General features: G+C 45.4%; 22 protein-coding genes and 4 tRNA genes. 14 read left to right on the forward strand and 12 right to left on the reverse strand.

The window, feature by feature from the left end:
* Positions 1 to 51: 51 nt before the first annotated feature.
* The 6 genes from efp to HGO26_RS11345 form a co-directional block, all read right to left on the reverse strand.
* Entirely contained in the window at positions 52 to 612 is a 561-nt protein-coding gene (gene efp / locus HGO26_RS11320; protein WP_105252465.1) for an elongation factor P, read from the reverse strand.
* A 45-nt stretch (positions 613 to 657) separates the two neighbouring features.
* Entirely contained in the window at positions 658 to 1,839 is a 1,182-nt protein-coding gene (gene earP, locus HGO26_RS11325; RefSeq protein WP_168825246.1) for an elongation factor P maturation arginine rhamnosyltransferase EarP, read from the reverse strand.
* Between the two features lie 86 nt (positions 1,840 to 1,925).
* Positions 1,926 to 2,453: a flavodoxin FldA gene (gene fldA / locus HGO26_RS11330; RefSeq protein WP_006081576.1), complete on the reverse strand. Its 528-nt coding sequence runs from the start codon at positions 2,451 to 2,453 to the stop codon at positions 1,926 to 1,928.
* A gap of 54 nt (positions 2,454 to 2,507) precedes the next feature.
* Complete coding sequence (ybfE, locus tag HGO26_RS11335) at positions 2,508 to 2,780, reverse strand: LexA regulated protein (protein WP_006081577.1); 273 nt, start codon at positions 2,778 to 2,780, stop codon at positions 2,508 to 2,510.
* A 10-nt stretch (positions 2,781 to 2,790) separates the two neighbouring features.
* Complete coding sequence (locus tag HGO26_RS11340) at positions 2,791 to 3,012, reverse strand: DUF2788 domain-containing protein (RefSeq protein WP_006081578.1); 222 nt, start codon at positions 3,010 to 3,012, stop codon at positions 2,791 to 2,793.
* Positions 3,013 to 3,113: 101 nt separating this feature from the next.
* On the reverse strand, positions 3,114 to 3,890 hold the full coding sequence (locus HGO26_RS11345; protein ID WP_168825248.1) for an alpha/beta fold hydrolase: 777 nt from the start codon (positions 3,888 to 3,890) through the stop codon (positions 3,114 to 3,116).
* 298 nt (positions 3,891 to 4,188) lie between these two features.
* On the opposite strand from HGO26_RS11345, the gene seqA reads away from it, so the two are divergent.
* Together seqA and pgm are read left to right on the forward strand one after the other, a co-directional pair.
* Positions 4,189 to 4,731, forward strand: coding sequence for a replication initiation negative regulator SeqA (seqA, locus tag HGO26_RS11350; RefSeq protein ID WP_168825250.1), 543 nt, complete (start codon positions 4,189 to 4,191; stop codon positions 4,729 to 4,731).
* Positions 4,732 to 4,804: 73 nt separating this feature from the next.
* A complete protein-coding gene (gene pgm, locus HGO26_RS11355; protein WP_168825253.1) occupies positions 4,805 to 6,457 on the forward strand; it encodes a phosphoglucomutase (alpha-D-glucose-1,6-bisphosphate-dependent) in 1,653 nt (550 codons plus the stop codon).
* Positions 6,458 to 6,569: 112 nt separating this feature from the next.
* On the opposite strand, the gene msrA is transcribed toward pgm, so the two are convergent.
* Positions 6,570 to 7,049, reverse strand: a complete 480-nt coding sequence (gene msrA, locus HGO26_RS11360; protein ID WP_028759985.1) for a peptide-methionine (S)-S-oxide reductase MsrA — start codon at positions 7,047 to 7,049, stop codon at positions 6,570 to 6,572.
* Positions 7,050 to 7,380: 331 nt separating this feature from the next.
* Here msrA and astE point away from each other — a divergent pair, with 331 nt between their 5' ends.
* From astE to nadA, 5 genes are all read left to right on the forward strand, one after another.
* Entirely contained in the window at positions 7,381 to 8,415 is a 1,035-nt protein-coding gene (gene astE, locus HGO26_RS11365) for a succinylglutamate desuccinylase (protein WP_168825255.1), read from the forward strand.
* A gap of 162 nt (positions 8,416 to 8,577) precedes the next feature.
* Positions 8,578 to 9,756 carry a thiamine pyrophosphate-dependent dehydrogenase E1 component subunit alpha gene (locus HGO26_RS11370; RefSeq protein ID WP_006081586.1) on the forward strand — a complete coding sequence of 393 codons (1,179 nt, stop codon included), beginning with the start codon at positions 8,578 to 8,580 and terminating at the stop codon, positions 9,754 to 9,756.
* Positions 9,757 to 9,759: 3 nt separating this feature from the next.
* Positions 9,760 to 10,737, forward strand: a complete 978-nt coding sequence (locus HGO26_RS11375; protein ID WP_028759982.1) for an alpha-ketoacid dehydrogenase subunit beta — start codon at positions 9,760 to 9,762, stop codon at positions 10,735 to 10,737.
* A 9-nt stretch (positions 10,738 to 10,746) separates the two neighbouring features.
* Positions 10,747 to 12,351 carry a dihydrolipoyllysine-residue acetyltransferase gene (locus HGO26_RS11380; protein ID WP_168825257.1) on the forward strand — a complete coding sequence of 535 codons (1,605 nt, stop codon included), beginning with the start codon at positions 10,747 to 10,749 and terminating at the stop codon, positions 12,349 to 12,351.
* Between the two features lie 132 nt (positions 12,352 to 12,483).
* A complete protein-coding gene (gene nadA / locus HGO26_RS11385) occupies positions 12,484 to 13,566 on the forward strand; it encodes a quinolinate synthase NadA (RefSeq protein WP_168825259.1) in 1,083 nt (360 codons plus the stop codon).
* A gap of 163 nt (positions 13,567 to 13,729) precedes the next feature.
* Here nadA and gap read toward each other — a convergent pair whose 3' ends face one another.
* Positions 13,730 to 14,740 (reverse strand): type I glyceraldehyde-3-phosphate dehydrogenase, encoded by a 1,011-nt coding sequence (gap, locus tag HGO26_RS11390; RefSeq protein ID WP_006081590.1) that lies wholly within the window; start codon positions 14,738 to 14,740, stop codon positions 13,730 to 13,732.
* A 201-nt stretch (positions 14,741 to 14,941) separates the two neighbouring features.
* Entirely contained in the window at positions 14,942 to 15,841 is a 900-nt protein-coding gene (locus tag HGO26_RS11395; protein WP_168825261.1) for a DUF2989 domain-containing protein, read from the reverse strand.
* Positions 15,842 to 16,044: 203 nt separating this feature from the next.
* Here HGO26_RS11395 and HGO26_RS11400 point away from each other — a divergent pair, with 203 nt between their 5' ends.
* The 5 genes from HGO26_RS11400 (at position 16,045) to HGO26_RS11420 (ending at position 18,378) form a co-directional block, all read left to right on the forward strand.
* Positions 16,045 to 17,478, forward strand: a complete 1,434-nt coding sequence (locus HGO26_RS11400; RefSeq protein WP_028759978.1) for a glyceraldehyde-3-phosphate dehydrogenase — start codon at positions 16,045 to 16,047, stop codon at positions 17,476 to 17,478.
* A 366-nt stretch (positions 17,479 to 17,844) separates the two neighbouring features.
* Positions 17,845 to 17,920, forward strand: a tRNA-Gly gene (locus HGO26_RS11405).
* 24 nt (positions 17,921 to 17,944) lie between these two features.
* Positions 17,945 to 18,018: transfer RNA gene (locus HGO26_RS11410), tRNA-Cys, on the forward strand.
* A 49-nt stretch (positions 18,019 to 18,067) separates the two neighbouring features.
* Positions 18,068 to 18,154, forward strand: a tRNA-Leu gene (locus tag HGO26_RS11415).
* Positions 18,155 to 18,291: 137 nt separating this feature from the next.
* A tRNA-Leu gene (locus HGO26_RS11420) sits at positions 18,292 to 18,378 on the forward strand.
* A 465-nt stretch (positions 18,379 to 18,843) separates the two neighbouring features.
* On the opposite strand, the gene HGO26_RS11425 is transcribed toward HGO26_RS11420, so the two are convergent.
* Both HGO26_RS11425 and pepE read right to left on the reverse strand, forming a co-directional pair.
* The gene (locus tag HGO26_RS11425; protein WP_247651540.1) at positions 18,844 to 20,427 is read right to left on the reverse strand and encodes a glucan biosynthesis protein G; all 1,584 of its coding nucleotides are present in this window, start codon (positions 20,425 to 20,427) and stop codon (positions 18,844 to 18,846) included.
* Positions 20,428 to 20,879: 452 nt separating this feature from the next.
* Positions 20,880 to 21,593 (reverse strand): dipeptidase PepE, encoded by a 714-nt coding sequence (gene pepE / locus HGO26_RS11430; RefSeq protein ID WP_168825265.1) that lies wholly within the window; start codon positions 21,591 to 21,593, stop codon positions 20,880 to 20,882.
* A gap of 435 nt (positions 21,594 to 22,028) precedes the next feature.
* On the opposite strand from pepE, the gene htpX reads away from it, so the two are divergent.
* Positions 22,029 to 22,892: a protease HtpX gene (gene htpX, locus HGO26_RS11435; RefSeq protein ID WP_006082065.1), complete on the forward strand. Its 864-nt coding sequence runs from the start codon at positions 22,029 to 22,031 to the stop codon at positions 22,890 to 22,892.
* A gap of 208 nt (positions 22,893 to 23,100) precedes the next feature.
* Here the strand turns inward: htpX and HGO26_RS11440 are convergent, their stop codons facing one another.
* Positions 23,101 to 24,036: a LysR family transcriptional regulator ArgP gene (locus tag HGO26_RS11440; protein ID WP_168825267.1), complete on the reverse strand. Its 936-nt coding sequence runs from the start codon at positions 24,034 to 24,036 to the stop codon at positions 23,101 to 23,103.
* 125 nt (positions 24,037 to 24,161) lie between these two features.
* On the opposite strand from HGO26_RS11440, the gene HGO26_RS11445 reads away from it, so the two are divergent.
* Positions 24,162 to 24,779: a LysE/ArgO family amino acid transporter gene (locus HGO26_RS11445; RefSeq protein ID WP_113940882.1), complete on the forward strand. Its 618-nt coding sequence runs from the start codon at positions 24,162 to 24,164 to the stop codon at positions 24,777 to 24,779.
* The last annotated feature ends 138 nt before the right edge of the window (positions 24,780 to 24,917 follow it).

The raw sequence follows: 24,917 nt of genomic DNA on the forward strand, positions 1-24,917 counted from the left end.
AAAAGCCAGTGCAAGCACTGGCTTTTCTTCGTCTGGAAACGAGAAGGGCGATTAAACGCGCTTCTTGAATTCACCAGTACGAGTGTCGATTTCAATTTTGTCGCCTACTTTCACGAAGTCAGCAACACTTACTGTGCCACCGCCAGTGATAGTCGCTGGCTTCATCACTTTACCTGAAGTATCGCCACGAGCTGAAGGCTCAGTGTAGATCACTTCACGTACGATAGTGGTTGGCATTTCAACAGAGATAGCTTTGCCATCATAGAAAGTCACTTGGCAAGTTTCTTCCATACCGTCAACGATATAAGCCGCTGCATCACCTAGGTTTTCAGCTTCTACGTCGTATTGGTTGTATTCTGCATCCATGAATACAAACATAGGATCTGCAAAGTAAGAATATGTGCAGTCAAGACGATCTAGGATGATGTCTTCTAACTTATCTTCACCTTTGAAAGTCGTTTCAGTACCAGAGTTAAGCAGTAAGTTTTTCAACTTTAACTTAACGATAGCAGCGTTACGGCCAGAACGAGTTGTTTCAGTTTTCTGCACAACCCATGGGCTGCCATCTAACATGATCACGTTACCAGGACGGATTTCATGAGCAGTTTTCATTACACTATTTCCTATATTTAGATTTTTCTGTTTTCGCGCAGTATCTTAGCTGTTTTTAACGAACTGAACTAGTCGAGTAGCGAGATCTGCAGCATTTAATGCATTAATTGGCCATTGTTTAGCATGGTGATGCAACAAGGGCAAATTAACAGGATTAAGGTTTTGCCAGTGAAGGCTCACGGCTGATTGCTGTGCTTGGTTGAACGCGAGATTCAATTCAGACCAATAACAAGCAATTTTAGGTGGCAGATTATCGCAGTAAAGTTTGAGAAAAGCTTCTAATTTTACGAGGTGATAATCATCTTCTTGGGGATAAATGTGCCAAATGAAGGGTTTTGCGGCCCATTGGGCACGTAAAAAGGAATCTTCACCGCGCACGATATTAAAATCACTGCTCCAGAGCAGGCGATCAAACCCCTGTTGGTCAGTCATAGGTAAAATGTGCAGGGTTAAATTGCCATGATTTACCTGTTGACCCGGCACTAGAGCGGCAATTTCACAGGGCAGTAAATACGTCAGACTGTTTAAGCTACGCCCCTTGGGGATTAACGCATGGATTTTTTCTACCGATTGCTGCCATAACTCACATAATGCGGGTAGCGCCTCGGTCTCATAGCTAAAAACGCTAATAACAGTGTCTTGTGCCTGAATGTCCTTAAGACCTAGATCAGTAAAAAGCTGCAATTTATTGGCAGTATCAGCTTGCCAAGCATCACGCTCTGCAAACAAATTTTGCTCGCAAATGAGTCCACCCGTTTTGGCGCTAAAACCGGGAAAGTAGAAATACTTTTTCAAACCATTGGCTTGTAACGATGGCAAACCATGGCAGCCTTCAACCCAATCCTCTGCGCTTAAATACTCTAAATTCAGCCAAACAGGTACAGATTTTGGGGCGTTCTGATGTAAATAAGCCAGCTGCTCTTTTACCTGTTCGGGGAGTTCACAGGCAAAGGCTTCGATGAGCACTGCTCCTGCGACAAACTCTATAGGTAAAGGCTCTTTCCAATGAATAATATTCACACCATTGAAGGTTTGAGTGGCTTTTAGTGGATCGAGTGTCGGTAAGATATGCGAGAAGCTTGCGAGGTCGTCGACCCACAAATTAACGGGGATCTGATACTCATTGGCTATTTGTTTGGCTAAACGCCAAGTGACGCCAATATCGCCATAGTTATCAACGACGGTGCAAAAAATATCCCAATGATTGGAGCGAGGTGTGTTGCTCATGAGTGTGGTATGTCGTTATTCTTAGTCAGAAATATATGCATAAAAAAAGCGGCGTTAAAGCCGCTTTAATCAAATGGTTAACAGAATTAATCTTCTAATTCAGCTAAACACATTTCTTCGTAAATTTGCTTAACCCAAGCATCAACACGTTCTTCAGTCAGCTCTGGCTGGCGATCTTCATCGATACCTAAACCAATAAAGTGGTCGTCATCGACTTGACCTTTAGAGGCTTCAAAATTGTAGCTTGCAGTTGGCCAATGGCCGATGATGATACCACCACGGGCCTGAACAATATCGCCAACCATGCCCATGGCATCAAGGAAGTACTCAGCGTAGTCTTCTTGATCACCACAACCAAAAATAGCGACAAGTTTGTCAGTAAAATCAATTTGCTCTAATTCAGGGAAGAAATCATCCCAGTCACATTGCGCTTCACCGTAATACCAGGTCGGGATGCCGAACAGCAGCAAGTCATACTCTGCAATCTGTTCTTTGGTACTTTTGGCGATATCTTTCACCTCAACCATTTTTTTACCCAGTTTTTTCTGGATCATCTTGGCTACAGCTTCGGTGTTACCTGTGTCGCTACCGAAAAAAAGACCTACAGTTGCCATTGTCTATCCTTTAATGTCTAGTTCACTTATTAGGTTAATCTTGCTGGTACTCGTTCAGCACTCAACTTGTTGCTGAAGAATTAATTCGATTAACTGGCTACGGCTGATGTTACTGGCCAATGCCTGCTCATTCAAGGCGTCATACAAATCTTGTGACACCTTTAACTCTATTCGCTTTAATCCGTTGGCTTTATCGCGCTGGATTTGATTGCGTTTGTTGACCTTAAGCTGTTGGCTACGGGACAAAGGATTGCTACGTGGTCGGCCCCGGCGCTTTTCGTTGGCAAAAAGGTCAATAGTGGTTCTGTCTGTCGCTTCTTTTGCCATGTTCTTATTGTTAACCGATCCCTGAGCCTTCCCAAGTGATCTGGATAATACCTTTTACAATAAACCCGGCGCAGCCGAGAAATAACACTAACCAAACAATAAATCGACCAAATTTTGGCACGTTACCTTGTTTAAGCACATCGTGGATGGCCATGCCGATAAAGAAAAATATCGAGGCAAAAAACAGGTTCAGGCCGATGGTTTCAATTTGTTCCATGTACTGAGATAACATACTTTCTTAGTCCTTGAGAGTGTTCTAAGGCCAAAAGAGGCGCGAATATATCACAACAAGATGGCGGCTGCCATATGCTTTCGGTCGAGTTTGCTGCTGATTTACATTGAATGTTTGTCAATAAATTCAGACACGATCCGGTTAAAAATGACGGGTTTTTGCGCATGCAACCAATGACCACATCCTTCAAGTGTTTTTGCCTGTGCCGCGGGGAATTGCGCCATGATAGCGCTTCTGTGCTCGCTAGTGACATAATTTGAGTCGCCGCCGCGAATAAACAGACTTGGTCCAGCATAGCTTTGTACTGGATTTAGTGTCTGATTTTGCCAGCCAATAATATTAGGATAACAAGCCTTTAGGCCACTTAAGTTCATTTTCCAACGAAAGCCAGTATCAGTGCGTTGTAGATTTTTGAGTAAAAATTGTGCCGTCGCTTCGTCAATACCATTGTCAATTAAGTGGTTTAGGGCAAAGCGTCTGTCGGTATGGCCTTCTAAGGGCAGACTTTCTAATGCCGCAAACACTGTGTTGTGTCTTGGCTCATAGGCGACGGGGGCGATATCGGCTGCCACCATACTGATAATGCGCTCTGGAAAGGCTAACGCCGTCGCCATGGCGATTTTACCCCCCATGGAGTGACCCACAATATGGGCGCGTTCAATAGCCAGTTCGTCGAGCAAGCTGATCATTGCAGTGGCGAGGCGAGGGTAGTCCATTTGATCCCAATACTCACTTAAACCATGATTGGGCACATCGACACGAATAACTTGATACTGATTTTCTAATACTTGCCCTAGACCTTTGAGGTTATCTAGATTACCGAACAAGCCGTGGATCAAGAGCACTGCGGGTCCTTGGCCTGTGGAAACAAAGTTCATGGAGATTCCTGTTGGAGATTTTTAGCTTAGCGTGACGCGAATTGTGCCCTTAATGCCGTTGGCTTGACAAGTCAGTTGCCATTTCTATAGTGGGGGCGGCCAGTAACTTGTGTGCTTTTTCGGCAATTGTCGATTAACTGCTAGTTTGCTGTGCTATTTCCCGCACTTTTAGAATAATGGCGCTTTATCAGATTGATAGAGATAGATACACTGGTAACAGATCGCAATGATCTGCCCCGATCGCTGTGGTACACTTTTTTCGGTTAAGCCTGTCGAATAACAAAGGATAATTAAGGTTATGAAATATATCGAAGTAGATGAAGAGCTCTATCGTCATATTGCCAGCAAAACAGAACGTATTGGTGAGAGCGCCTCTGACATTCTTCGTCGATTACTCGGCCTGTCCGTCGATGCGGTCGAACAACCCCAGCCTTTGGCGATTAGCCAACCGAGCCTTGAAGCTGAACCTATTCAGCCCGTCGCGGCGCAAACAATGCCAGCAGTGAATGATTTTAGTCGCTTAGTCGATGAACATCAGTTATCGCAGCAAAAAGGCGCAGTAGGTCGTTTTCTGTTTTTGCTCGAAAGTTTGTATCAATTAGCCCCAGAGCAATTCTCACAAATTCTGCAGATCCAAGGGCGCGATCGTTTGTATTTTGCTCGCTCTAAGGAGCAACTGCTCGAAGCGAGTGCTTCGGCTAACCCAAAAGAAATTGGTGCAAGTGGTTTCTGGGTAACGAGTAACAACAATACCGCCAAGAAACGCACTATTTTATCGGAAGTTTTAGTGCAATTTGGTTGTGATGCGACAGTAGCAGCGGGCATCGCCGAGCGCGTTTAATCCGCGGGTGAGCCAAGTGAGTACGACATTTTTCTACTTTTTCTAATTGTAATTGAGTGCAGGAGAGCCATAGGTGGCAATACATCAAAGGGCAGGACAAATCGCTAATCAGACGGATCTGGTCAATATTCCAAAACTGATGAGCCATTATTACAGCATCACGCCAAATATGGATGACGTACAACAACGCGTCACCTTTGGCACTTCTGGGCACAGAGGCTGCGCCTTCAATGGCAGTTTTAACCAACAACACATTTGGGCGATTACCCAAGCTGTGGTGGACTACCGTCAATCGGCAAATATCGATGGGCCGCTGATCCTTGGGATTGACACCCATGCGTTATCCTATGCCGCTTATTTATCGGCCATTGAAGTGCTGGCGGCAAATAAAGTCACAGTGCACATCCAGCAGAATGATGGATTTACGCCAACGCCAGTGGTGTCCCATGGGGTGATTTGCGCCAATCGTGAAGCCAATATTACGGGGGCGGCCCTGTCCGATGGTTTGATCATTACGCCTTCCCACAATCCTCCTCAGGACGGTGGCATCAAGTACAATCCACCCCATGGCGGACCGGCCGAAGGTAATATCACGGCTTGGATTGAATCGCGAGCCAATGATTACTTGCGCCAAGCATTAGTTGGCGTGCAAAAATTAGCCTATTCCGATGTGCTGGCTTCGGGTTATGTGCAAGCCATTGACTTGATTACACCCTATGTGGCTGATTTAGAAAATGTTATCGACATGCAGGCGATTGCTAAGGCTAAGCTGCGTATCGGTGTTGATCCACTCGGTGGTTCGGGTATTTTCTACTGGGCACCGATTGCTGCGCGTTATGGGCTCGATATCACGTTAGTCAATGATAAGGTTGATCCAAGCTTTAGCTTTATGCCGCTGGATAAAGACGGCAAAATCCGCATGGATTGCTCCTCTCCTTATGCGATGGCAGGTTTACTCGCCCATAAAGAATCCTTTGATTTATGCCTTGGTAATGATCCCGATTATGACCGTCACGGCATAGTCTGCCCTGGTACGGGTTTGATGGATCCGAATCATTATCTTGCGGTCGCTATCGATTATTTACTGACGCACAGACCAGATTGGAGCGATACCTTAGCCATAGGTAAAACCTTAGTATCGAGTGCGCTTATCGATAAAATCTGTGCTTTCCACGGCAAAAAGTTACTTGAAGTGCCAGTGGGCTTTAAGTGGTTTGTCGACGGTTTAGCCGAAGCCACAATCGCCTTTGGCGGTGAAGAGAGCGCTGGCGCGGCATTTTTACGCCGTGATGGCACCACGTGGTGCACGGATAAAGACGGCTTCATTTTAGGTTTACTTGCGGCAGAGATTCTTGCAGTGACAGGTAAAACTCCAGGTCAACGCCATCAAGAGCTAGTGAAGCAATTTGGCCAAAGCTTTTATAAGCGTATCGATAGCCCAATCAGTCTTGAAAACAAGGCCAAATTTGCGTTATTGAATGCTGAAACCTTAAATGCCACTGTGCTTGCGGGTGAGTCAATCGAAAACGTGTTAACCCATGCGCCGGGCAATAATGCGGCCATTGGTGGCATCAAAGTGACTACGGCGAATGGTTGGTTTGCGGCGCGTCCATCGGGCACGGAAGCGTTATTTAAGATCTACGGCGAGAGTTTTATCAGTGAGCAGCATTTGGCTGAGATCATTAAAGATGCGCAGGCATTAATTGATAAGGCGCTAAACGCTTAATGCAGCAGTAGGTTTATAAAGTATCAAAAACAAACGCACTCAGATTTGAGTGCGTTTTTGTTTGTGTCTAATTCAGCTGTGAATAGTTGATCTCATGCTGATTTGACCGTATTTAGTACTCGATATGACAACTCGGTAAGTTATTCTTATCGATGTAATTTTGGTGATATTCCTCAGCCACATGGAACTGTTGCAGTGGCACTATTTCAGTGACGATATGGCGTAATCCCCAACGGCCCGAGCGGGCAAAAGCTAACTTTGAGGCTTCTGCGGCCGCTTTTTGCTCACGGTCGTGGAAGAAAATGGTGCTGCGATATTGAGTGCCAATATCTCCGCCTTGCATGTTCAGACTCGTTGGATTGTGGTTTTTCCAAAATACATCGAGCAAGTCTTCATAACTAACAAGGGCGGGATCGAATTCCACTTGCACCACTTCGGCATGGCCCGTTTTGCCTTTTTTGACTTCTTCATAGGTTGTCGCCGCATTATTGCCGCCCATATAGCCGCAGGTGGCATTCGATACGCCGTTCACTTGTCTAAAAAAATACTCTACGCCCCAGAAACAGCCGGCACCGAAGGTTGCTAACGCCATAATTAAATCCAATAGAAGTCTAGATGGCTAAGGATTGTGATAAAACTTGAGTGCAAAAGCAAGCCTCAAGTTGGAATATTTATCATGGGAAATTCTTAGGGAATGTCCTGAGAATTTAACAATCAGCTTAGTTGAATGTCATTCCGCTTAAAACTGGGTCCTACGGCAATAAATGTCTGAGAACAGCACTAAAAACATGTGTTAGTATTGAAGCCGTTTTTTAGGTGCGAGTGAGACTAACCGCGGTGAGAAAAATGCTTAAGAGGTTATTTACTGCCAGCACTTATGTGATTGCGCCAATACTGTTACACACCATTATAAGGAGAATTCTGTGTTACAAGCTCTGTTAGATTCAAAGGATTTTTTAGCGCTCACCTTAGCCCATCCTGAACAGTTCGATGGCGAATTTTCATTTAACTTAGGCGATCATACTCAAGTGGAAGTGTGGGATACCGGTGTTATTGTTTTCGAACCAATACAGAATGAAGGAAAAGATATTGTGCTTTCCTGCGGTGTTCACGGTAACGAGACCGCACCCATTGAACTCTGCAATAGCTTAATTAAACAACTTCTACAGCAAAAGATCATCGCAAAGCAGCGCACTTTATTTCTCATTGGTAACCCATTAGCGATTAATAACGGCACGCGGATTATTGACGAAAACATGAATCGTCTATTTAGTGGTGAGCATTCCAATCCACCAGGGTTAGTGAACCCTGAGCGAGTACGCGCGAAAAAACTCGAAGCCTATGTCGATCATTTTTATACTACGGTTGCCGATGGACGTCAGCGCATCCATTATGATCTGCACACGGCGATGCGCGCCTCGAAGCATGAAAAGTTCGCTATCTATCCCTATCGTCCTGGGCGCGCCTTTAGCGGCGAGCAAATTATGTTTTTAGCCGCAAGCGGCGTCGATACAGTACTTTTCCACCACGAACCGACCACGACCTTCAGCTATTTTTCCTCTGAACGCTACGGCGCTGATGCCTTTACCATTGAGCTTGGCAAAGTGTATCCCATGGGGCAGAACGACATGACGCGTTTTATTGCGGCACATGAAATGTTCATGCGCTTGATCACCGCTAAGCCGTTGGAGCTGGATGCATTTGATGCCGATAAGGTTAACTTGTACCAAGTGTGCCGGGTCATCAATAAACATTTCGATGATTTTGAATTTACCTTCGCAACTGATGTCGAAAACTTCAGATCTTTCCCGAAGGGCTTTGTTTTAGCGCGGGAAGGTGGGCAAGAAATTAAAGTGGAGCACGAGTTTGAGTCTGTCGTGTTCCCTAATGCCAAAGTGCCTATTGGCAATCGCACTGTGATTTGCCTGATCCCTGCGGTGAATGCGGACGTGCGTTAGGCTTGTAAAGCAATATATACATGCGTGGCAGGGATAACTTGTGGTTTGAGCTATGCCAATGGTTGATAGGTAGTTTACGTTAACGTAATGTTCGTCGGGCATATTCGTATAAACAGACGCATCAAAACGCTTTGATGCGTAATGAGATAACAAGAGCACAATATGAGCAAAGCAACACTCAACACTGATACAGTGCACCGTGTCGGCTTCTTGGATAAGGCATCGCTACACATTCCTATCCTTCGAATTCTACAAGCCGACGGCACCACTTATGAAACCGCGGTTTTGCCTGTGATAGATGAAACCTTAGCCACTAAAATTTACGATACCTGTGTATTCACTCGGGTACTTGATGAACGTATGCTTGGCGCCCAGCGTCAAGGGCGCATCAGCTTCTACATGACCTGTACGGGTGAAGAAGCGGCGATTGTCGGCAGTGTGGCCGCACTCGATCAAGAAGATGTGATCCTCGCGCAATATCGCGAGCATGCGGCGCTGCGTTATCGCGGCTTTACCACTGAACAGTTTATGAATCAGATGTTCAGTAACGAGAAAGATCTTGGTAAAGGTCGACAAATGCCAATCCATTACGGTAGTGCGGCATTGCATTATCAAACGATTTCTTCACCGTTAGCCACGCAAATCCCGCAGGCGACTGGTGTGGGCTACAGCTTAAAAATGCAAGGTAAGCGCAAAGTCGCGGTTTGTTATTTTGGCGAAGGCGCTGCATCGGAAGGGGATTTTCATGCTGGCCTAAACATGGCCGCGGTACTGAAATGCCCAGTGATTTTCTTCTGTCGTAACAATGGCTACGCGATTTCTACCCCCACTGAAGAGCAGTTTGCTGGAAACGGTATTGCCAGCCGCGGTGTGGGTTATGGCATGCACACCATTCGTGTAGACGGCAATGACATGTTGGCCGTGTTAGCGGCAACCCAGCAAGCCCGTGCCTATGCGATTGAGCATAATGCGCCTGTGCTGATTGAAGCCATGACTTACCGTCTCGGCGCACACTCTTCTTCAGACGATCCCTCAGGTTATCGCTCGAAAGATGAAGAAGCCAAGTGGCAGCAACACGATCCGGTTAAACGCTTCAAATTATGGCTTATCAACAAAGGTTGGTTGGCTGAAGCGGATGATGTGAAACTGCATGAAAAATATCGTGAAGAAGTATTGGCTGCGGTAAAAGTGGCTGAAAAAATTCCTGTGCCTATGCTGGATGAAATTATTGAAGATGTGTACGACAAGCCGACGCCTGTGCTGAAAAAGCAACTTGCCGATCTTAAAGAACATATCAAGAAATATCCGCAAGCCTATCCAAAAAGTGCAGGGAGACTATAAGCCGTGGCTGAAATGAATATGTTACAGGCCGTCAATGAGGCCTTGTCGATTGCCATGCAAGCCGATGAACGCATGGTGGTTTTTGGTGAAGATGTGGGCCACTTTGGCGGAGTATTTCGCGCCACCTCCGGTCTTCAAGAAAAATTCGGTCGCGCTCGCTGCTTTAATACGCCGCTGACAGAGCAAGGTATTGCCGGTTTTGCCAATGGTTTAGCCTCCAATGGCATGACCGCTGTGGCTGAAATTCAATTCGCCGATTATATCTTTCCGGCGTTTGATCAAATCGTCAACGAGTCGGCTAAGTTCCGTTACCGTAGCGGTAATGAGTTCGATGTCGGTGGATTAGTGTTCCGTACGCCCTATGGCGGCGGTATTGCGGGTGGACATTATCACTCACAATCACCTGAAGCCTATTTTACCCAGACGCCGGGGTTAAAAGTCGTTGTGCCACGCAACCCTGAGCAAGCCAAAGGCCTGCTGTTGGCGTCAATCCGTGACAAAAATCCGGTGATCTTCTTTGAGCCTAAGCGTTTATATCGTGCATCGGTTGGCGAAGTGCCAGCGGGCGATTATGAAATTGAACTGGGTAAGGCTGAAGTGGTTCGCGAAGGTAAAGACATCACCTTAGTGGCGTGGGGCGCGCAAATGGAAATCCTTGAAAAAGCCGCCGATATGGCCGCTAAAGAAGGGATCTCCTGTGAAGTTATCGATTTACGCACCTTGTCACCCTGGGATATCGATACTGTTGCCGATTCAGTCAAAAAGACCGGACGTTTACTGGTCAACCATGAAGCGCCATTAACCGGTGGCTTTGCTGGTGAGATAGCGGCGACGATTCAGCAAGAATGCTTCTTGTATCTAGAGTCGCCCATCAGCCGCGTTTGTGGTTTAGATACCCCGTACCCACTCATTCATGAAAAAGAATACATGCCAGATGCATTCAAAACGTTTGAAGCCATCAAAGCATCAGTGACCTTCTAGGAGTCCGGTATGATTAAAGATTTTATTTTGCCGGATATTGGCGAAGGTGTTGTGGAGTGTGAGTTGGTTGAATGGCTGGTCAAAGAAGGCGACACAGTCGTTGAAGACCAACCTATTGCCGATGTGATGACAGACAAAGCACTTGTTCAAATCCCAGCGCCTTTTGCGGGCGTAGTCACTAAGCTGTATTACGCCAAGGGCGATATTGCGAAAGTGCATGCGCCGCTCTATGCCGTTGAAATTGCAGGCGAATCTGTTACGGCTGAACCTGCTGCGACGACTGCAAAAGTGACTGAGCCAGTGGCAGTAACAAACGCGACCACGTCATCCAGTTCATCTGTCAGCATTGAAGAATTCTTACTACCGGATATCGGCGAAGGCATTGTTGAATGTGAGCTAGTTGAATGGTTAGTGAGCGAAGGTGATTGGGTTGAGGAAGATCAACCGATTGCCGACGTGATGACAGATAAAGCGCTGGTGCAAATTCCTGCCATTAAAGCGGGTAAAATTGCCAAACTGCATTATCGCAAAGGTCAGCTAGCTAAAGTACATGCGCCTTTATTTGCCATTGAAGTTGAACAGACGGCTTCTGCACCTGCGGCGACAATAAATACAGATACTGTGGCCAATGCCGCACCTGCAGCGCAGATTGTGAATGCAGAGCCTGCTCGCCAAGGTAAAGCCTTAGCCAGCCCCGCAGTTCGTCGCATGGCGCGGTCGTTAGATATCGATTTGAGCCAAGTACCTGGCACAGGAAAGCACGGCCGTGTGTATAAGGAAGACATCACTCGCTTCCAACAAGGCGCGAGCAATGTTTCTGCTCCAAGTGTGGCTCAGGTAAAAGAGGCGCCAGTTCAAGCTACTCAAGCATCTCAAACCCAAGTTCCAACATCTACAGTGACTCAACGCGCTGACACGGTTGAGCCTATTCGCGGCGTAAAAGCTGTGATGGCACGCATGATGGTGGAATCTGTGTCGAGCATTCCGCACTTTACCTATTGTGAAGAGTTTGATTTAACAGACTTAGTTGCACTGCGTGAAAGCATGAAAGTGAAGTATTCGTCAGATGAAGTGAAGCTGACCATGATGCCTTTCTTCATGAAGTCAATGTCGCTCGCGTTAAGTCAGTTCCCTGTGATGAACAGTCAAGTGAATGCGGATTGCACTGAGCTGACTTACAAGGCGCGTCACAATATCGGCATGGCGGTGGATTCTAAAGTCGGTCTCTTGGTGCCCAACATCAAAGATGTGCAGGATAAGAGCATTTTAGAAGTGGCCGCAGAAATCACCCGCCTGACCCAAGCAGCCCGTAGCGGCCGCGTGGCACCAGCGGATCTGAAAGACGGCACTATATCTATTTCTAACATTGGCGCTTTAGGTGGCACAGTGGCGACGCCTATTATCAACAAACCTGAGGTGGCGATTGTGGCCTTAGGTAAGTTGCAAACCCTACCGCGCTTTAACGCGAAAGGGGAAGTCGAAGCTCGCCAAATCATGCAAGTGAGCTGGTCAGGTGACCATAGAGTGATCGATGGCGGTACGATTGCTCGCTTCTGTAATCTGTGGAAACAGTATCTTGAGCAGCCTCAAGAGATGTTATTAGCGATGCGCTAAGCCGCTGGCACGAATAACTGACACTAAAAGGACGCTAAAAGCGTCCTTTTTTATTTGCTTTGCACAAATGGGTTAATCTTTTGATCCCGATTACGTATAATTCCCGAACGTAGTTATCCTGATGGATGTGTTATGAGTCAGTTAGCCCCCAGCCCATTTGCTCCAACAATAGAAACCATTGATTACCCGTTTCCGCCTAAACCAGTGCCTTTGTCCGATGCGCAAAAAGCCGATTACAAGGCGCGTATCAAGCAACTGCTCATTGAAAAAGATGCCGTTCTGGTTGCCCACTATTATACCGATCCTGAAATCCAAGCCCTTGCCGAAGAGACTGGCGGCTGCGTTTCAGACTCCTTAGAAATGGCGCGCTTTGGCCGCGATCACCCAGCAAAAACCTTAATCGTTGCTGGGGTCAAGTTTATGGGCGAAACCGCCAAGATTTTGAGCCCTGAAAAAACTATCCTAATGCCGACCCTTGAAGCGACCTGTTCATTGGATTTAGGTTGTCCGATTGATAAGTTCAGCGCTTTCTGCGACGCGCACCCAGATCATACTGTGGTGGTTTACGCCAATACCTCGGCTGCGGTTAAAGCGCGCGCCGATTGGGTGGTGACCTCCAGCATTGCCCTTGAAATCGTTGAGCACTTAGACAGCGAAGGCAAAAAGATCATTTGGGGACCAGACCGTCATTTAGGCAGCTATATTGCCAAACAGACGGGCGCCGACATGTTGATGTGGCAGGGCGATTGTATCGTTCACGATGAGTTTAAATCTAATGCGCTGCGCGATATGAAAAGCGTTTACCCAGATGCAGCTATTCTTGTGCATCCTGAGTCGCCAGCCAGTGTGGTGGCGATGGCCGATGCAGTTGGCTCTACCAGTCAACTGATTAAAGCAGCGCAGACCATGCCAAATGAGCGTTTTATCGTGGCAACTGATCGCGGCATTTTTTATAAAATGCAGCAGGCGGCGCCAGGTAAAATTTTAATTGAAGCGCCAACGGGCGGAAATGGCGCAACCTGTAAGAGCTGTGCCCACTGTCCTTGGATGGCGATGAACGGTTTGCAGGCAATTGAAGCGTCACTCGCCGACAGCGATAAAACCACCCATGAGATTTTTGTGGATGAAGACTTAAGAGTTAAGGCACTTATTCCGCTGACGCGTATGCTGGATTTTGCCAAGACACTGAATATGAAAATAAAGGGTAATGCCTAAGCGCATTATTTAGCTTTTCTTCAGCCTAATAAAAATCCCTGCCATAGTGTGGGGATTTTTTATGTCTGTTGTTTTTATTAAAACTAAGGCAATAAAAAGCCCCGCAAATGCGAGGCTTAATTGAATAACGCGGAATCTAGTGACTAGATTACTTTACGGTTACTTACTTGGCGTTCATCAGTGCAACCGCGTTATCTAACATACGGTTACTGAATCCCCACTCGTTATCATACCAAGACATCACTTTCACTAAACGACCGTTTACACGGGTTTGAGTGGCGTCAAAGTTCGAAGAAAACGCATTGTGGTTAAAGTCGATAGACACCAATGGCTCTTTGTTTACCGCTAACACTTCGCTCAATGGCGCAACGCTGGCAGCACGTTCAATAATGGCATTCACTTCTTCAACTGTCGTGTCACGGGCAGCGATGAAAGATAAATCCACGAGTGATACGTTAACTGTAGGTACACGAACCGCTAAACCGTCGAATTTACCTTGTAATTCAGGTACAACCAAACCTACAGCAGCAGCTGCGCCAGTTTTAGTTGGGATCATTGACAGTGCCGCAGCACGGGCACGACGTAAATCTGTGTGGTACACGTCAGATAAACGTTGATCGTTGGTATAAGCGTGAATGGTGGTCATCAGGCCTGATTCGATACCAATCTCGTCATTTAACGGCTTAGCAAAAGGGGCTAAACAGTTTGTTGTACAAGAAGCATTTGAAATCACTGTCATGTCTGACGTCAGCACGTTGTTGTTCACACCGTAAACAACTGTGGCATCGACGTTTTTGCCTGGAGCAGAAATAATCACTTTCTTCGCGCCAGCGGTTAAATGTGGTTGAACGGTTTCTTTAGAAGTGAAGATACCGGTACATTCGAAAACCACGTCAACCTGTAGCTCTGCCCATGGCAGTTTTGCAGGATCACGTTCTTGGAAAGTGAGGATCTTATCGCCATTCACATAAATGGCTTCTGCATCATGGTCAACCTTGGCATTGAAACGACCATGAACAGAATCGTATTTTGTCAGGTGAGCGTTGATTGAAGCGTCGCCTAAATCATTAATAGCGACAATCTTGATTGGATAAGCTTTTTCGCTTTCGTACAAGGCGCGTAATACGTTTCTACCGATACGGCCATAGCCATTTATTGCTACACGGATAGTCATCTCATATCCCTCTGGTGATTATAAAATTCAACTGGTAGTAAAATTACCAAACTGACAGCTATCGTCAAGTTAAATCGGCATTTTACCGCTGTCTTGATTAACAAATTAGGTATTTTTTTTACATCGGTCGCGAAATCGCCATTTTTTACGCGTTAATTGGGTAAAAAATTACAAGATGGCAAACATTTTGCCATCGATTGCTTAGTTTACTTTTTCGACAGGCGCAGGCGGCACCACCTCAGTTACAGTTGGCGCTTGGGCAACCGCTTGAGGATCAAGCCATTGTCTTACTGGGCTCATAGAATAAGTGCCCTTTTTTAGCGCATCGATAAGGGCTTGGGCTTTTAAATCGAGTTCAGTCGCCAGCGTTTTATTGCCACCGAGCAAGGCTAGCATTTTTTCTTCAGAATACTTCTGCTGCGTAAGTAGTAAATTTGCTTTTGTTAGCATATAGGATTTATCTAAAACCTGTTGCTGGCGATAGGCAGATGCGAGCCCAAGTAACCAGTTAACGTCGAAATCATCGTATTGGATCTCCGCAAAGACTTTAAGATAGAGTTGTTGCGCTTTGATGGCATTTCGATTGCTGTAATAGGTTGCGACTTGGGCAAGTAGAAAGGGGTCAGTCACTTCGCCGGCGTTTTCCTGTTCTAATAATCTATTTAACGCAGCGGTATCGCCAAAGCGAGTCCATTGGTAATAGGACATAAAAGGGTCTTGCCGTTCACGGGTTTGATCTTGTAGTAAACTTAAATTTTGAGTGCTTAGTCTAAAGGCTCTGGCTCTATCTGCTGTGCGATTGGTGTGGATGATATGCTGAACGCCAGAGGCGAGTTCAATGCAACGGCTGTAATCCTCAAGGTAGGTTAATTGTGAGTAGAGCTGCTTACCTGTGAGGTTTTCGTTGTCTTTTAACATGTAGCGGTTTTGGATAAGCTTGGTCTTTTCAGTCAAACACCAGCTGTCCTTATGCAAATCGGCACAAATTTCAGGATTATTTTTACAAATTGCTGAGATATTTCGGTCATTATCACAACCGAAAAGACCGAAAAAGCTCATCCCTAAGGTAAATGATGTAATTATTACTAGATTTTGTCTCAAAACACTCTCCAAACGATAATTTTTCTAATAAAATTACAGATTTACAGAAAATATCTTACTGGCAACAAAGCGCGACTTTCATTACAATGGCGCCGACCAAAACAGGGTTTTCCCTAAAACCCGCATTAGATTATTGGTCTTTTCGTCATGTTACTCAAACCTTTCAGTACATTTTATTGAAAAGTGAGATAAAGGATCTGTAAATGAGCGCTGATAAACACCTACAAAGTTGGCAAGAACGTTTTGAAATGGCAGAGGCGATGCAGCCTTTGTTAGGCAAGTTGTACCGTAACCAAGGCGTTGAAGTCGTGGTCTACGGCAAGCCGTTACTCAATGCTTCTACGATTGAAATCATTAAAGCGCACCGTTTAGTTCGTCGTCATGTCGGTGAAAAATTACGTTTACGCGAGAGTTTCCCCTTCGTTCAAGCTTTGAGCAAACTCGCAGTTAAACAATGTAAAGTGGATATTGGTAAGCTCGCTGTCAATTACTGGCGCGACCATACTGATGTCAGCGAAATTGAAAGCTATATGGCAAAAGAATTGGCCGATGCTATCGACCATGCCGATGATGTCGCGCCGCGTGACGTCGTGCTTTATGGTTTTGGCCGTATCGGTCGCTTATTGGCACGCTTGCTGATTGAACGCACAGGTCGCAGCAATAAGTTAAGGTTACGCGCTATCGTTTTACGTGGCGGCAAGAAAGGCGATTTAGAAAAACGCGCGAGTTTACTGCGTCGTGACTCAGTCCATGGTCCTTTCAATGGTTCTGTTGAAGTTGACGAAGAGAACAACGCCATCATAGCCAATGGCACTTATATCCAAGTGATCTATGCTAATTCACCCGACGAAGTGGATTACACTAAATACGACATCAATGATGCATTGATTGTTGATAATACAGGTATTTGGAAAGATGAAGCGGGTCTTGGTTTACACCTTAAGAGTCCAGGTGCCAGCAAAGTATTACTGACGGCTCCTGCAAAAGGCGCGATTAAGAACATCGTTTACGGTGTGAACGAAGGCGATATTACCCCAGAAGACATTATCGTTTCTGCGGCGAGTTGTACCACCAATGCTATTACGCCAGTACTGAAAGCTGTGAATGATAAATATGGTATCGAGAATGGTCACGTTGAAACGATTCATTCTTATACCAACGATCAAAACCTGATTGATAACTATCATACCGCTGACCGTCGTGGCCGTAGTGCACCATTAAACATGGTGATCACTGAAACGGGTGCAGCAAAAGCGGTTGCTAAAGCTTTACCTGCATTAGCCGGTAAGTTAACAGGTAACGCGATTCGTGTGCCGACGCCTAACGTCTCTATGGCGATCATCAGCATGAACCTGAATGCTGAAACTAGTAAAGATGAGCTTAACGAGTATCTGAAAGATACGGCGCTACAATCACCACTGCAAAATCAAATTGACTATACAGACTCTACTGAGATTGTATCGAGCGATTTAGTGGGTTCTCGCTACGCGGGTGTGGTTGATTCACAAGCGACTATTGCAGAAGGCAAGCGTGCCATTCTTTATGTATGGTATGACAACGAATTTGGTTACAGTTGCCAAGTGGTTGGCGTAATGCAAACTATGTTAGGTTTAACGACGCTATCTCTACCTGCGTAAATTGCCCATGTAGGTTTTGCTCGAGTGATTAATGACTTTGCCTAACCTTTGAATAAAGCGCCCAATAGGGCGCTTTTGTTTTTCTATACTTCTGCAATTTTATTTGGCTCGACTCCATAACTCACCATGATCCCCTGTTTATCTGCCGCGTTTAATTAGCAGTAGCATCAGTATCGGTAAAAGCCTAAATTGATGAATGAAACATCAACTTTACTGAGGTGTGGCGGTTTATTGGGCAAACGATGCGGCTTAGATCATTTTTTAAAAATTGTTGATTGACTCTGAGGTCTAAATCGGTAGAATGCCAATCCGCAGTCAGGGGAAAGCATGCCGAGCATGAGTTCAAATGATTAAGCGCAATGATAGGCGACATTAGCTCAGTTGGTAGAGCGATACCTTGCCAAGGTATAGGTCATCGGTTCGAACCCGATATGTCGCTCCAAATTTTAATAAATTTGGCAGTTTGGGCGCGATGGCAGAATGGCTATGCTGCGGATTGCAAATCCGTCGATCTCGGTTCGACTCCGGGTCGCGCCTCCATAGATTAAAGTATTAATGACATGATTCCCGTCGTTAATATCAAGAGTTTGCCCGAGTGGTGGAATCGGTAGACACAAGGGATTTAAAATCCCTCGCTGGTAACAGCGTGCCAGTTCAAGTCTGGCCTCGGGTACCATTATTTTGATAGTGATGGTAAAAATAAAGTCCGAATCTTCAATAGGCTTTATTAAATAGATTTATTAGCGTAAAGGGTTAATTATTTAGAGTTAATAATATTTTTGACATGATTCCCGTCATTAATATTCAGCGTTTGCCCGAGTGGTGGAATCGGTAGACACAAGGGATTTAAAATCCCTCGCTGGTAACAGCGTGCCAGTTCAAGTCTGGCCTCGGGTACCAAAAAAGAAAAAGCCTCGATATTTATATCGAGGCTTTTTTGCATTTAGATTTCTACTTTTAGTCGGCATTCTTCGTGAGGGGTTTAAGGTCAAACTTGACTGACACACTTAACGTACTGCTTACTTTAGTTCGCAGAGGTCCTTGCGGCGACGCACATCAGGAGAGGCTAATAACCCTAAAATCACACAATAGTGCTACGTTTTAAGCTGATAGTGTCATTTGAATTAAGCCTGTAGTTATGTTGGTAGAGAAGTCGGGCGATAAGGTATGGGATTATGTTTGCTGAAAAGCAGGTTGTGAGTTTTTAGCCTTGGCTTGTTCTATTTATGCTAGAGATAAAACCTATAAATAGTAAGCCTATAAATAAAATCCTAGGTATAAAAAAGCGCCAGTAAAAACTGGCGCTTTTATTCATTTACTCGGTCAGTTTATGCTTGTTAGACAGTGATACTCGTGAATATCAGCTTATTGCCAATCATCGCTATTCCAGCGGTACAGCCAAGTCGCTGCAAGTGGTTTATCGTCTTTCTTAAGCTGTATTCTCAGTTCGGCTACATTGGTACTTTCTGGTTCGAAGCTGATAAATACTCGAGCGCCATTGATGTCCGGGTGGGCGACAATCCGAGACGACAGGATTTTACCTTTGCTGATGCTGGCATCGAGGATAATTTTATCAATGTCTTGCGGCTTGATGTTACTGAAATCGATAAGTAATTCTTTGCCTTTTGCTAACACTTGCCCCTTAGTACTGCGGACAACACGTGCTTTTGACGCCGTAGAAGGGCTGTCGTTTGAGGCTGTTATGCGATAGGAGTATTTATAGGGCTGATCCTTTTTCAGTCCGCCTTGCGGCTCCCAATAGGCAACTATGTTGTCGTTGGTTTCAGCATTAGAGGGAATTTCAAGTAACACCAGTTGGCCTTTGCCCCAATCATTGAGGGGTTCAATCCATGCAGAAGGTCGAAGTTGATAGTTTGCACTCAGATCTTGATAGTCTTCAAATTTACGATGGCGTTGTATAAGACCAAATCCCTTTATATCTTCATCGCCAAAAGCACTGATCTGCAGTTTGTTAGGATTATTTAATGGGCGCCATAGGCGTTCGCCATTACCACGATCGATTTGTAGGCCGTCTGAGTTATGTACTTGTGGGCGGTAATCGGGTTTATCTGAGTTATCGAGTCCGCCAAAGAGGAACATAGAGGTCAGTGGTGCAAGACCCACATGCTGGATATCTTTGCGTGGAAATAAGGTTACATCCACTTCGACACGTGATGGTGAACCGGGATAAATACCAAAACGATAGGCGCCAGTGACACTTTGGCTATCTAGCAGAGCATGAACCACAATTGCCGTCTGATATTTAGATGGTCGCTCGACCCAGAAACGCTTAAACAGGGGATATTCTTCACCTTTTGGCTGAGCGACATCAATCGCTAAACCACGATTAGACAAGCCATAGGTTTGCCCTTTAGAGAGCACGCGAAAATAGCTCGCACCTTGAAACATGATGAATTCATCTTTTATTTCATCATCATTGATAGGGTAATGTAAACGCACACCCGCGTATTGGCCCACTTGTGTGATGAGTTTTTCAATGGTGTCGTTAGGGACATCGAACGAAGCTTCTGTTAGCTCAATTGGAATAGCTTTGCTGTTTTCGACCACGTCGATATCGACAAGGTTTTTATAGAGAAAGCCTGGAGCAAAAAGTTGTACCGAAAATTTGGTCGGTGTTCCGCCCCAAATCGCGGCATTTTCTTGGTAATTGATTTTGCCATAGGTCGCGAAATCGAGATCAACCAGTTCTTTAGGTGCTTTTTTCGCTTCTTTAAATGGTTTTTGCGACAGTTGTTGAGCGAGTTCAATAACTGTGTCTTGGGAGAATTTTTTAGATTTCTTCTCTGGTGCAGGCTTTGGTGTTGTCTCTGCCGCTGCGGCATTGACGTTGTTTATGCCGACGACATAGACGATGGCGGTCAAGATGACAAAAGGTAGTTTTTTGAGTAATGCCGGATAACCGGTAGGGTAATTCATCATAAGATTCATTCGCAAAATGGAAACTCCTTACTAAAATGACGCTGATTCATAGGCACAATATATGCTTCAGTCTATCTAATCCCTAAATATTAATAACTTGTCTGCTATAAAATCCTCAGTTGTGGGATTCGAGTAGCTGAGGTGAGGGATAATTTTACCTGCGTAGCTAGAGATTTGTAACATAAATTATGCTTGGCGCTATTTTAGGTGCCGTTCTCAATACTTTGCGGTGTGATATTACGATAAGTAATCGCAATTGGTACTGCAGTAAAAACTGTCTTGGCTGAGCTAACACTGTTCTCATAGAATTCAGTGGCGTTTTTACACAAAATTGGTGCAGTTGAATCGAGAATGTTAATTAAAAACTTACAATATCAAATAGTTAATCTTAATTCTTGCTAATGAGTGATTTAGGCTCACGGTGTTAACTGTGAGCCCATTTAGATATGCTAACGTGGATATTATGACTTGAGTAAGTGCGATAGGTCACTGCCCACAGGGATTGGGATCTCTTGTTGCTCACCACAGAATAAATACGCAGGTTTGTCACCTAAGAGTGATAGTGTGTCTCCTTGTCGCCACAAAGCTGAGCCTTCAACTATGCCGATCACTGGGGTTAATGGGTCGACTTTAGTGAATTCTAATAATCGCTGGGCACGGGTTTCACCATTGTGGCCCGGTGCTTGGTAATTGGAATAGTGTGGATTGAGCTGGAACGGCACTAAGTTTAATGCGTTGAACGAAGGCGGTTCGATGATCGGCATATCATTAGTGGTGCGAATACTCAGTCCCGATACGTTTGAACCCGCACTCCAGCCGATATAAGGTTTACCAAGGGCGACTTGCTCACGAATAAGCGCGACCAGATCATAATGATATAGTTGGTGTAACAGGTGAAAGGTATTACCCCCACCGATTAAAATTCCATCGGCATCTTTTATTGCTTGTTTAGGGTCTGGATGCTGATGAATACCACTGATATCGAGTTCAAGCTCAGCTAGCCCAGTCACGACAGACGCTAAATAAGTGTCATAACTCATGCTAACCCCTGCATAGGGGATAAAAATCCATTTTTGTGCGTTGGCGGTGAGCGGTTTAATAAAAGGGAGCGCGTGGGCAAGATAAGGCGTATCACCGACACGAGAGCTGCTCAGTAGTAGGGCGTTGATTGTCATTTTGTATCCTGAAATCTCGGAGTGTATTGGTATGTTAACAAAGATTAATTCCGATAAACATAGAGAGTTAAAGCAGAATTGCGCTCTAGCACGGCTAGCGGCGGTGTTTTTCAAGATAGTGATCCCCACCAAGATAGAGCGTTCGGGGCATTCTACTTCTGTATTGCATCAATGCAAAAGTCAGTGATTGATGCGCCTTGAATTAAAGCTCTCAGAACGCGATGAAACTCGTCTCTTGAGGTTGCTTGGGCATAAGTTTAAGTTTCGATTAATATACTGTCCCTAGACTCTCGGCCATGAAAGGCAGTGTCTATATACGAGAAAGATAACCTATTTTAAAAACTCTTTTCTTTTACCACTTGAATTTCGATGATTTGGACATATTATGTCTTTGAACAAAGTTAAATGGCCTATTCTTGCCCTAAAGGAGCTGAAATGAAGCGTATATTTCTATTGATTGCGACTAACCTAGCTGTGTTGCTAGTAGCCTCAATTGTGATGTCTATTCTAGGCGTGAACACGTCTACTATGGGTGGACTGCTGGTGTTCGCTGCCATTTTTGGATTCGGTGGGGCCTTTATCAGCTTAGCCATTTCAAAATGGATGGCGAAAAAGACCATGGGTTGTGAAGTCATCACCACCCCACGTGACAGTACCGAACGTTGGTTAGTGGAGACGGTTGCCCGTCAAGCTAAGCAAGCTGGGATTAAAATGCCAGAAGTGGCGATTTATCAATCACCAGACATGAATGCGTTCGCTACTGGTCCAAGTAAAGATAATTCATTAGTGGCTGTCAGTACGGGTCTATTATATGGTATGAGCCAAGATGAAATTGAAGGCGTATTAGCCCACGAAGTGAGCCACGTTGCTAACGGTGACATGGTGACCTTGACACTGATCCAAGGTGTGGTTAACACGTTCGTGATCTTCGCGGCCCGTGTGGTTGCTGGTATTATCAACAACTTCGTGTCGAGTAATGATGAAGAAGGCGAAGGTTTAGGTATGTTCGCGTACATGGCCGTTGTTTTCGTACTGGATATGTTATTCGGTATCTTGGCTTCAATTATCGTCGCTTACTTCTCACGTATTCGTGAGTACAAAGCCGATGAAGGTGCAGCACGTTTAGCGGGTAAAGGTAAGATGATTGCTGCGCTTGAGCGTTTACGCCAAGGCCCTGAAAGTACGGCAATGCCTGCACAAATGTCAGCCTTCGGTATTAACGGCAAACGTTCAATGGCAGAAATGATGATGAGTCATCCTCCATTAGAGAAACGTATTGCTGCGTTAAGAGCAAGCTAATAGATAGTGAGTTAGATTTTAAGTTTTAAGACTCACAATTTCGGGCTCAAACTTTGGTTTGAGCCCGATTTTTTATGCCTGCCATTTAACTCACATTTGATGAAGCAAAAAGACGCCGCTATGAGAATCATCACACCGCGTTAAATACCATCGCAGGTAAATCGCTGTAGATTCATGCGGGTTGTGCGTTCTGTCTTGATGCAACAAATCATACCTGCAGCAAATTATGCTGCGCTGTTGCCGCAAGGGCACGGTAAACCAGTGTCGTTTGTTTTGCTTTGATATTCCAATGCTGCCAAAACAGCGGCACGCGCATGCGCCGTTCTGGGGTGATCTCAATCAGTATCCCTTTATCGATTAATGGTTTAGCTTGTAAATGCCCAACGAGTCCATAACCTAAACTCAAGTTAATCGCTTCTAAAAAGCTTTCTGAGGAGGGGATCGTATGTTGCCACCATTGCCCTGGCGTCATATTGAAATACTGGGCGAGAAACTTCTCATGCAACTTATCTTTGGTGGAGAACACTACCGCTGGCGCCTTTGCTAACTGAGCTTGGTTGATGGTGTTGAATGACGAGGTGTCACTAAATGATGGAGTGTCGCTCGGCTCACCAAAATGGCGCGCGGCAAATTCGGGCGTGGCCACACACAAATATTCCATGGTGCCTAAAAACTCACTGCTGCAACCAGCCATCGGCACTTCGGTTGTGGTGACACATCCGACCGCTTCACCATTTTTCAATAGATGATGGGTGTAAGACTCATCATCGACAATTAATTCCAATAACCAAGCGTGGCGACTGAACATGCCTGCCAGCGCAGGTAAAAACCACGTGGCCAAACTGTCGGCATTCACAGCTATGCGCACTGTGGTTGGATGGTTGGGATCGTCGGCGTCCATCTCGGCTCTTAATTCACTCTCGAGCAATTGTACCTGTGAATAGTGACGCAGCAGGCGCTTACCTGTGGGCGTTGCGACCACAGGATTGGAGCGAATAAGCAGTGACTGACCGACTTTTTCTTCAAGTTGTCGAATACGCTGTGATACAGCCGACTGAGTAATGTGCAGCACTTTAGCGGCGCGGTCGAAGCCGCCTTCCGAGACTACAACGGCGAGCGCTTTGAGATTGGCGTATTCTAGCATAGTCATCCTTAATCGATCTGTGTTTGATGGTTATTAATTTTACTTATGATACATAAAAAACATTAGTTATATTAATTTTGTTGTTTTGACTATGCTAGCGCCTTCTTTGAACATGAGAGGTGGTTATGCAAGCGGCATTTATACAGGGTATGGGGATTGGTGGGAGTTTGATTATTGCTGTGGGCGCACAAAATGCCTTTGTGCTCAAGCAAGGCATTAAGCGCTCGTATACATTACCGATTGCCTTGCTCTGCTCTATCATTGATGCGCTGATGATCACTGCGGGTGTCGCGGGGCTAGGACATATTATTGAGTCGTTTCCCACTATTAAGCATGTGGCGAGTTTCGGTGGCGCCGCGTTTCTACTCTGGTATGGTGCGAATGCGCTAAAGGCGTCGTTTGTGGCTAAGGGCATTGAGATGGATCAAGCCGATAATGCGGACACATTTAAGAAAGCCGTACTGACGACGCTTGGGATCAGTTTGCTTAATCCGCATTTGTATCTTGATACTGTGGTGTTGCTCGGCAGCATTAGCACTCAATTTGATGATTTTGATCGGCCTTGGTTTGGCGCGGGTGCCGTACTGGCATCATTTATTTGGTTTTTTGGCTTAAGTTTTGGTGCGCGTTTGTTAGCGCCCATTTTTACTCGCCCAGCGGCATGGCGTTATCTTGACCGTTTTATTTGGTTAACTATGTGGAGCATTGCCGCTGCGATTATTTGGCCCTATGTGGCAGGATAACCGGTGTTGGGATGCCATAGAATACGGGCATAGCTGAATGCTTTTGCGGTTTTTTTGCTCGGTTAGACCGTATCTTGTGGTATGAAAGTGAAAATTTTTCATGAAAAAGGTCCTGATTTCAGGACCTTTTTATTATCG

The organism is Shewanella oncorhynchi, assembly GCF_012584455.1.
Lineage (GTDB): Bacteria > Pseudomonadota > Gammaproteobacteria > Enterobacterales > Shewanellaceae > Shewanella > Shewanella oncorhynchi.

What these genes read in the sequence shown, in the direction of transcription:
- fldA (WP_006081576.1), bottom strand. Translation starts at nt 2,453, where the DNA reads ATGGCAACTGTAGGTCTTTTTTTCGGTAGCGACACAGGTAACACCGAA.
- gap (WP_006081590.1), bottom strand. Translation starts at nt 14,740, where the DNA reads ATGACTATCCGTGTAGCAATAAATGGCTATGGCCGTATCGGTAGAAAC.
- pepE (WP_168825265.1), bottom strand. Translation starts at nt 21,593, where the DNA reads ATGACAATCAACGCCCTACTACTGAGCAGCTCTCGTGTCGGTGATACG.
- seqA (WP_168825250.1), top strand. Translation starts at nt 4,189, where the DNA reads ATGAAATATATCGAAGTAGATGAAGAGCTCTATCGTCATATTGCCAGC.
- HGO26_RS11340 (WP_006081578.1), bottom strand. Translation starts at nt 3,012, where the DNA reads ATGTTATCTCAGTACATGGAACAAATTGAAACCATCGGCCTGAACCTG.
- HGO26_RS11380 (WP_168825257.1), top strand. Translation starts at nt 10,747, where the DNA reads ATGATTAAAGATTTTATTTTGCCGGATATTGGCGAAGGTGTTGTGGAG.
- nadA (WP_168825259.1), top strand. Translation starts at nt 12,484, where the DNA reads ATGAGTCAGTTAGCCCCCAGCCCATTTGCTCCAACAATAGAAACCATT.
- htpX (WP_006082065.1), top strand. Translation starts at nt 22,029, where the DNA reads ATGAAGCGTATATTTCTATTGATTGCGACTAACCTAGCTGTGTTGCTA.
- ybfE (WP_006081577.1), bottom strand. Translation starts at nt 2,780, where the DNA reads ATGGCAAAAGAAGCGACAGACAGAACCACTATTGACCTTTTTGCCAAC.
- HGO26_RS11345 (WP_168825248.1), bottom strand. Translation starts at nt 3,890, where the DNA reads ATGAACTTTGTTTCCACAGGCCAAGGACCCGCAGTGCTCTTGATCCAC.
- earP (WP_168825246.1), bottom strand. Translation starts at nt 1,839, where the DNA reads ATGAGCAACACACCTCGCTCCAATCATTGGGATATTTTTTGCACCGTC.
- HGO26_RS11400 (WP_028759978.1), top strand. Translation starts at nt 16,045, where the DNA reads ATGAGCGCTGATAAACACCTACAAAGTTGGCAAGAACGTTTTGAAATG.
- efp (WP_105252465.1), bottom strand. Translation starts at nt 612, where the DNA reads ATGAAAACTGCTCATGAAATCCGTCCTGGTAACGTGATCATGTTAGAT.
- HGO26_RS11445 (WP_113940882.1), top strand. Translation starts at nt 24,162, where the DNA reads ATGCAAGCGGCATTTATACAGGGTATGGGGATTGGTGGGAGTTTGATT.
- HGO26_RS11370 (WP_006081586.1), top strand. Translation starts at nt 8,578, where the DNA reads ATGAGCAAAGCAACACTCAACACTGATACAGTGCACCGTGTCGGCTTC.
- HGO26_RS11440 (WP_168825267.1), bottom strand. Translation starts at nt 24,036, where the DNA reads ATGCTAGAATACGCCAATCTCAAAGCGCTCGCCGTTGTAGTCTCGGAA.
- msrA (WP_028759985.1), bottom strand. Translation starts at nt 7,049, where the DNA reads ATGGCGTTAGCAACCTTCGGTGCCGGCTGTTTCTGGGGCGTAGAGTAT.
- HGO26_RS11425 (WP_247651540.1), bottom strand. Translation starts at nt 20,427, where the DNA reads ATGAATCTTATGATGAATTACCCTACCGGTTATCCGGCATTACTCAAA.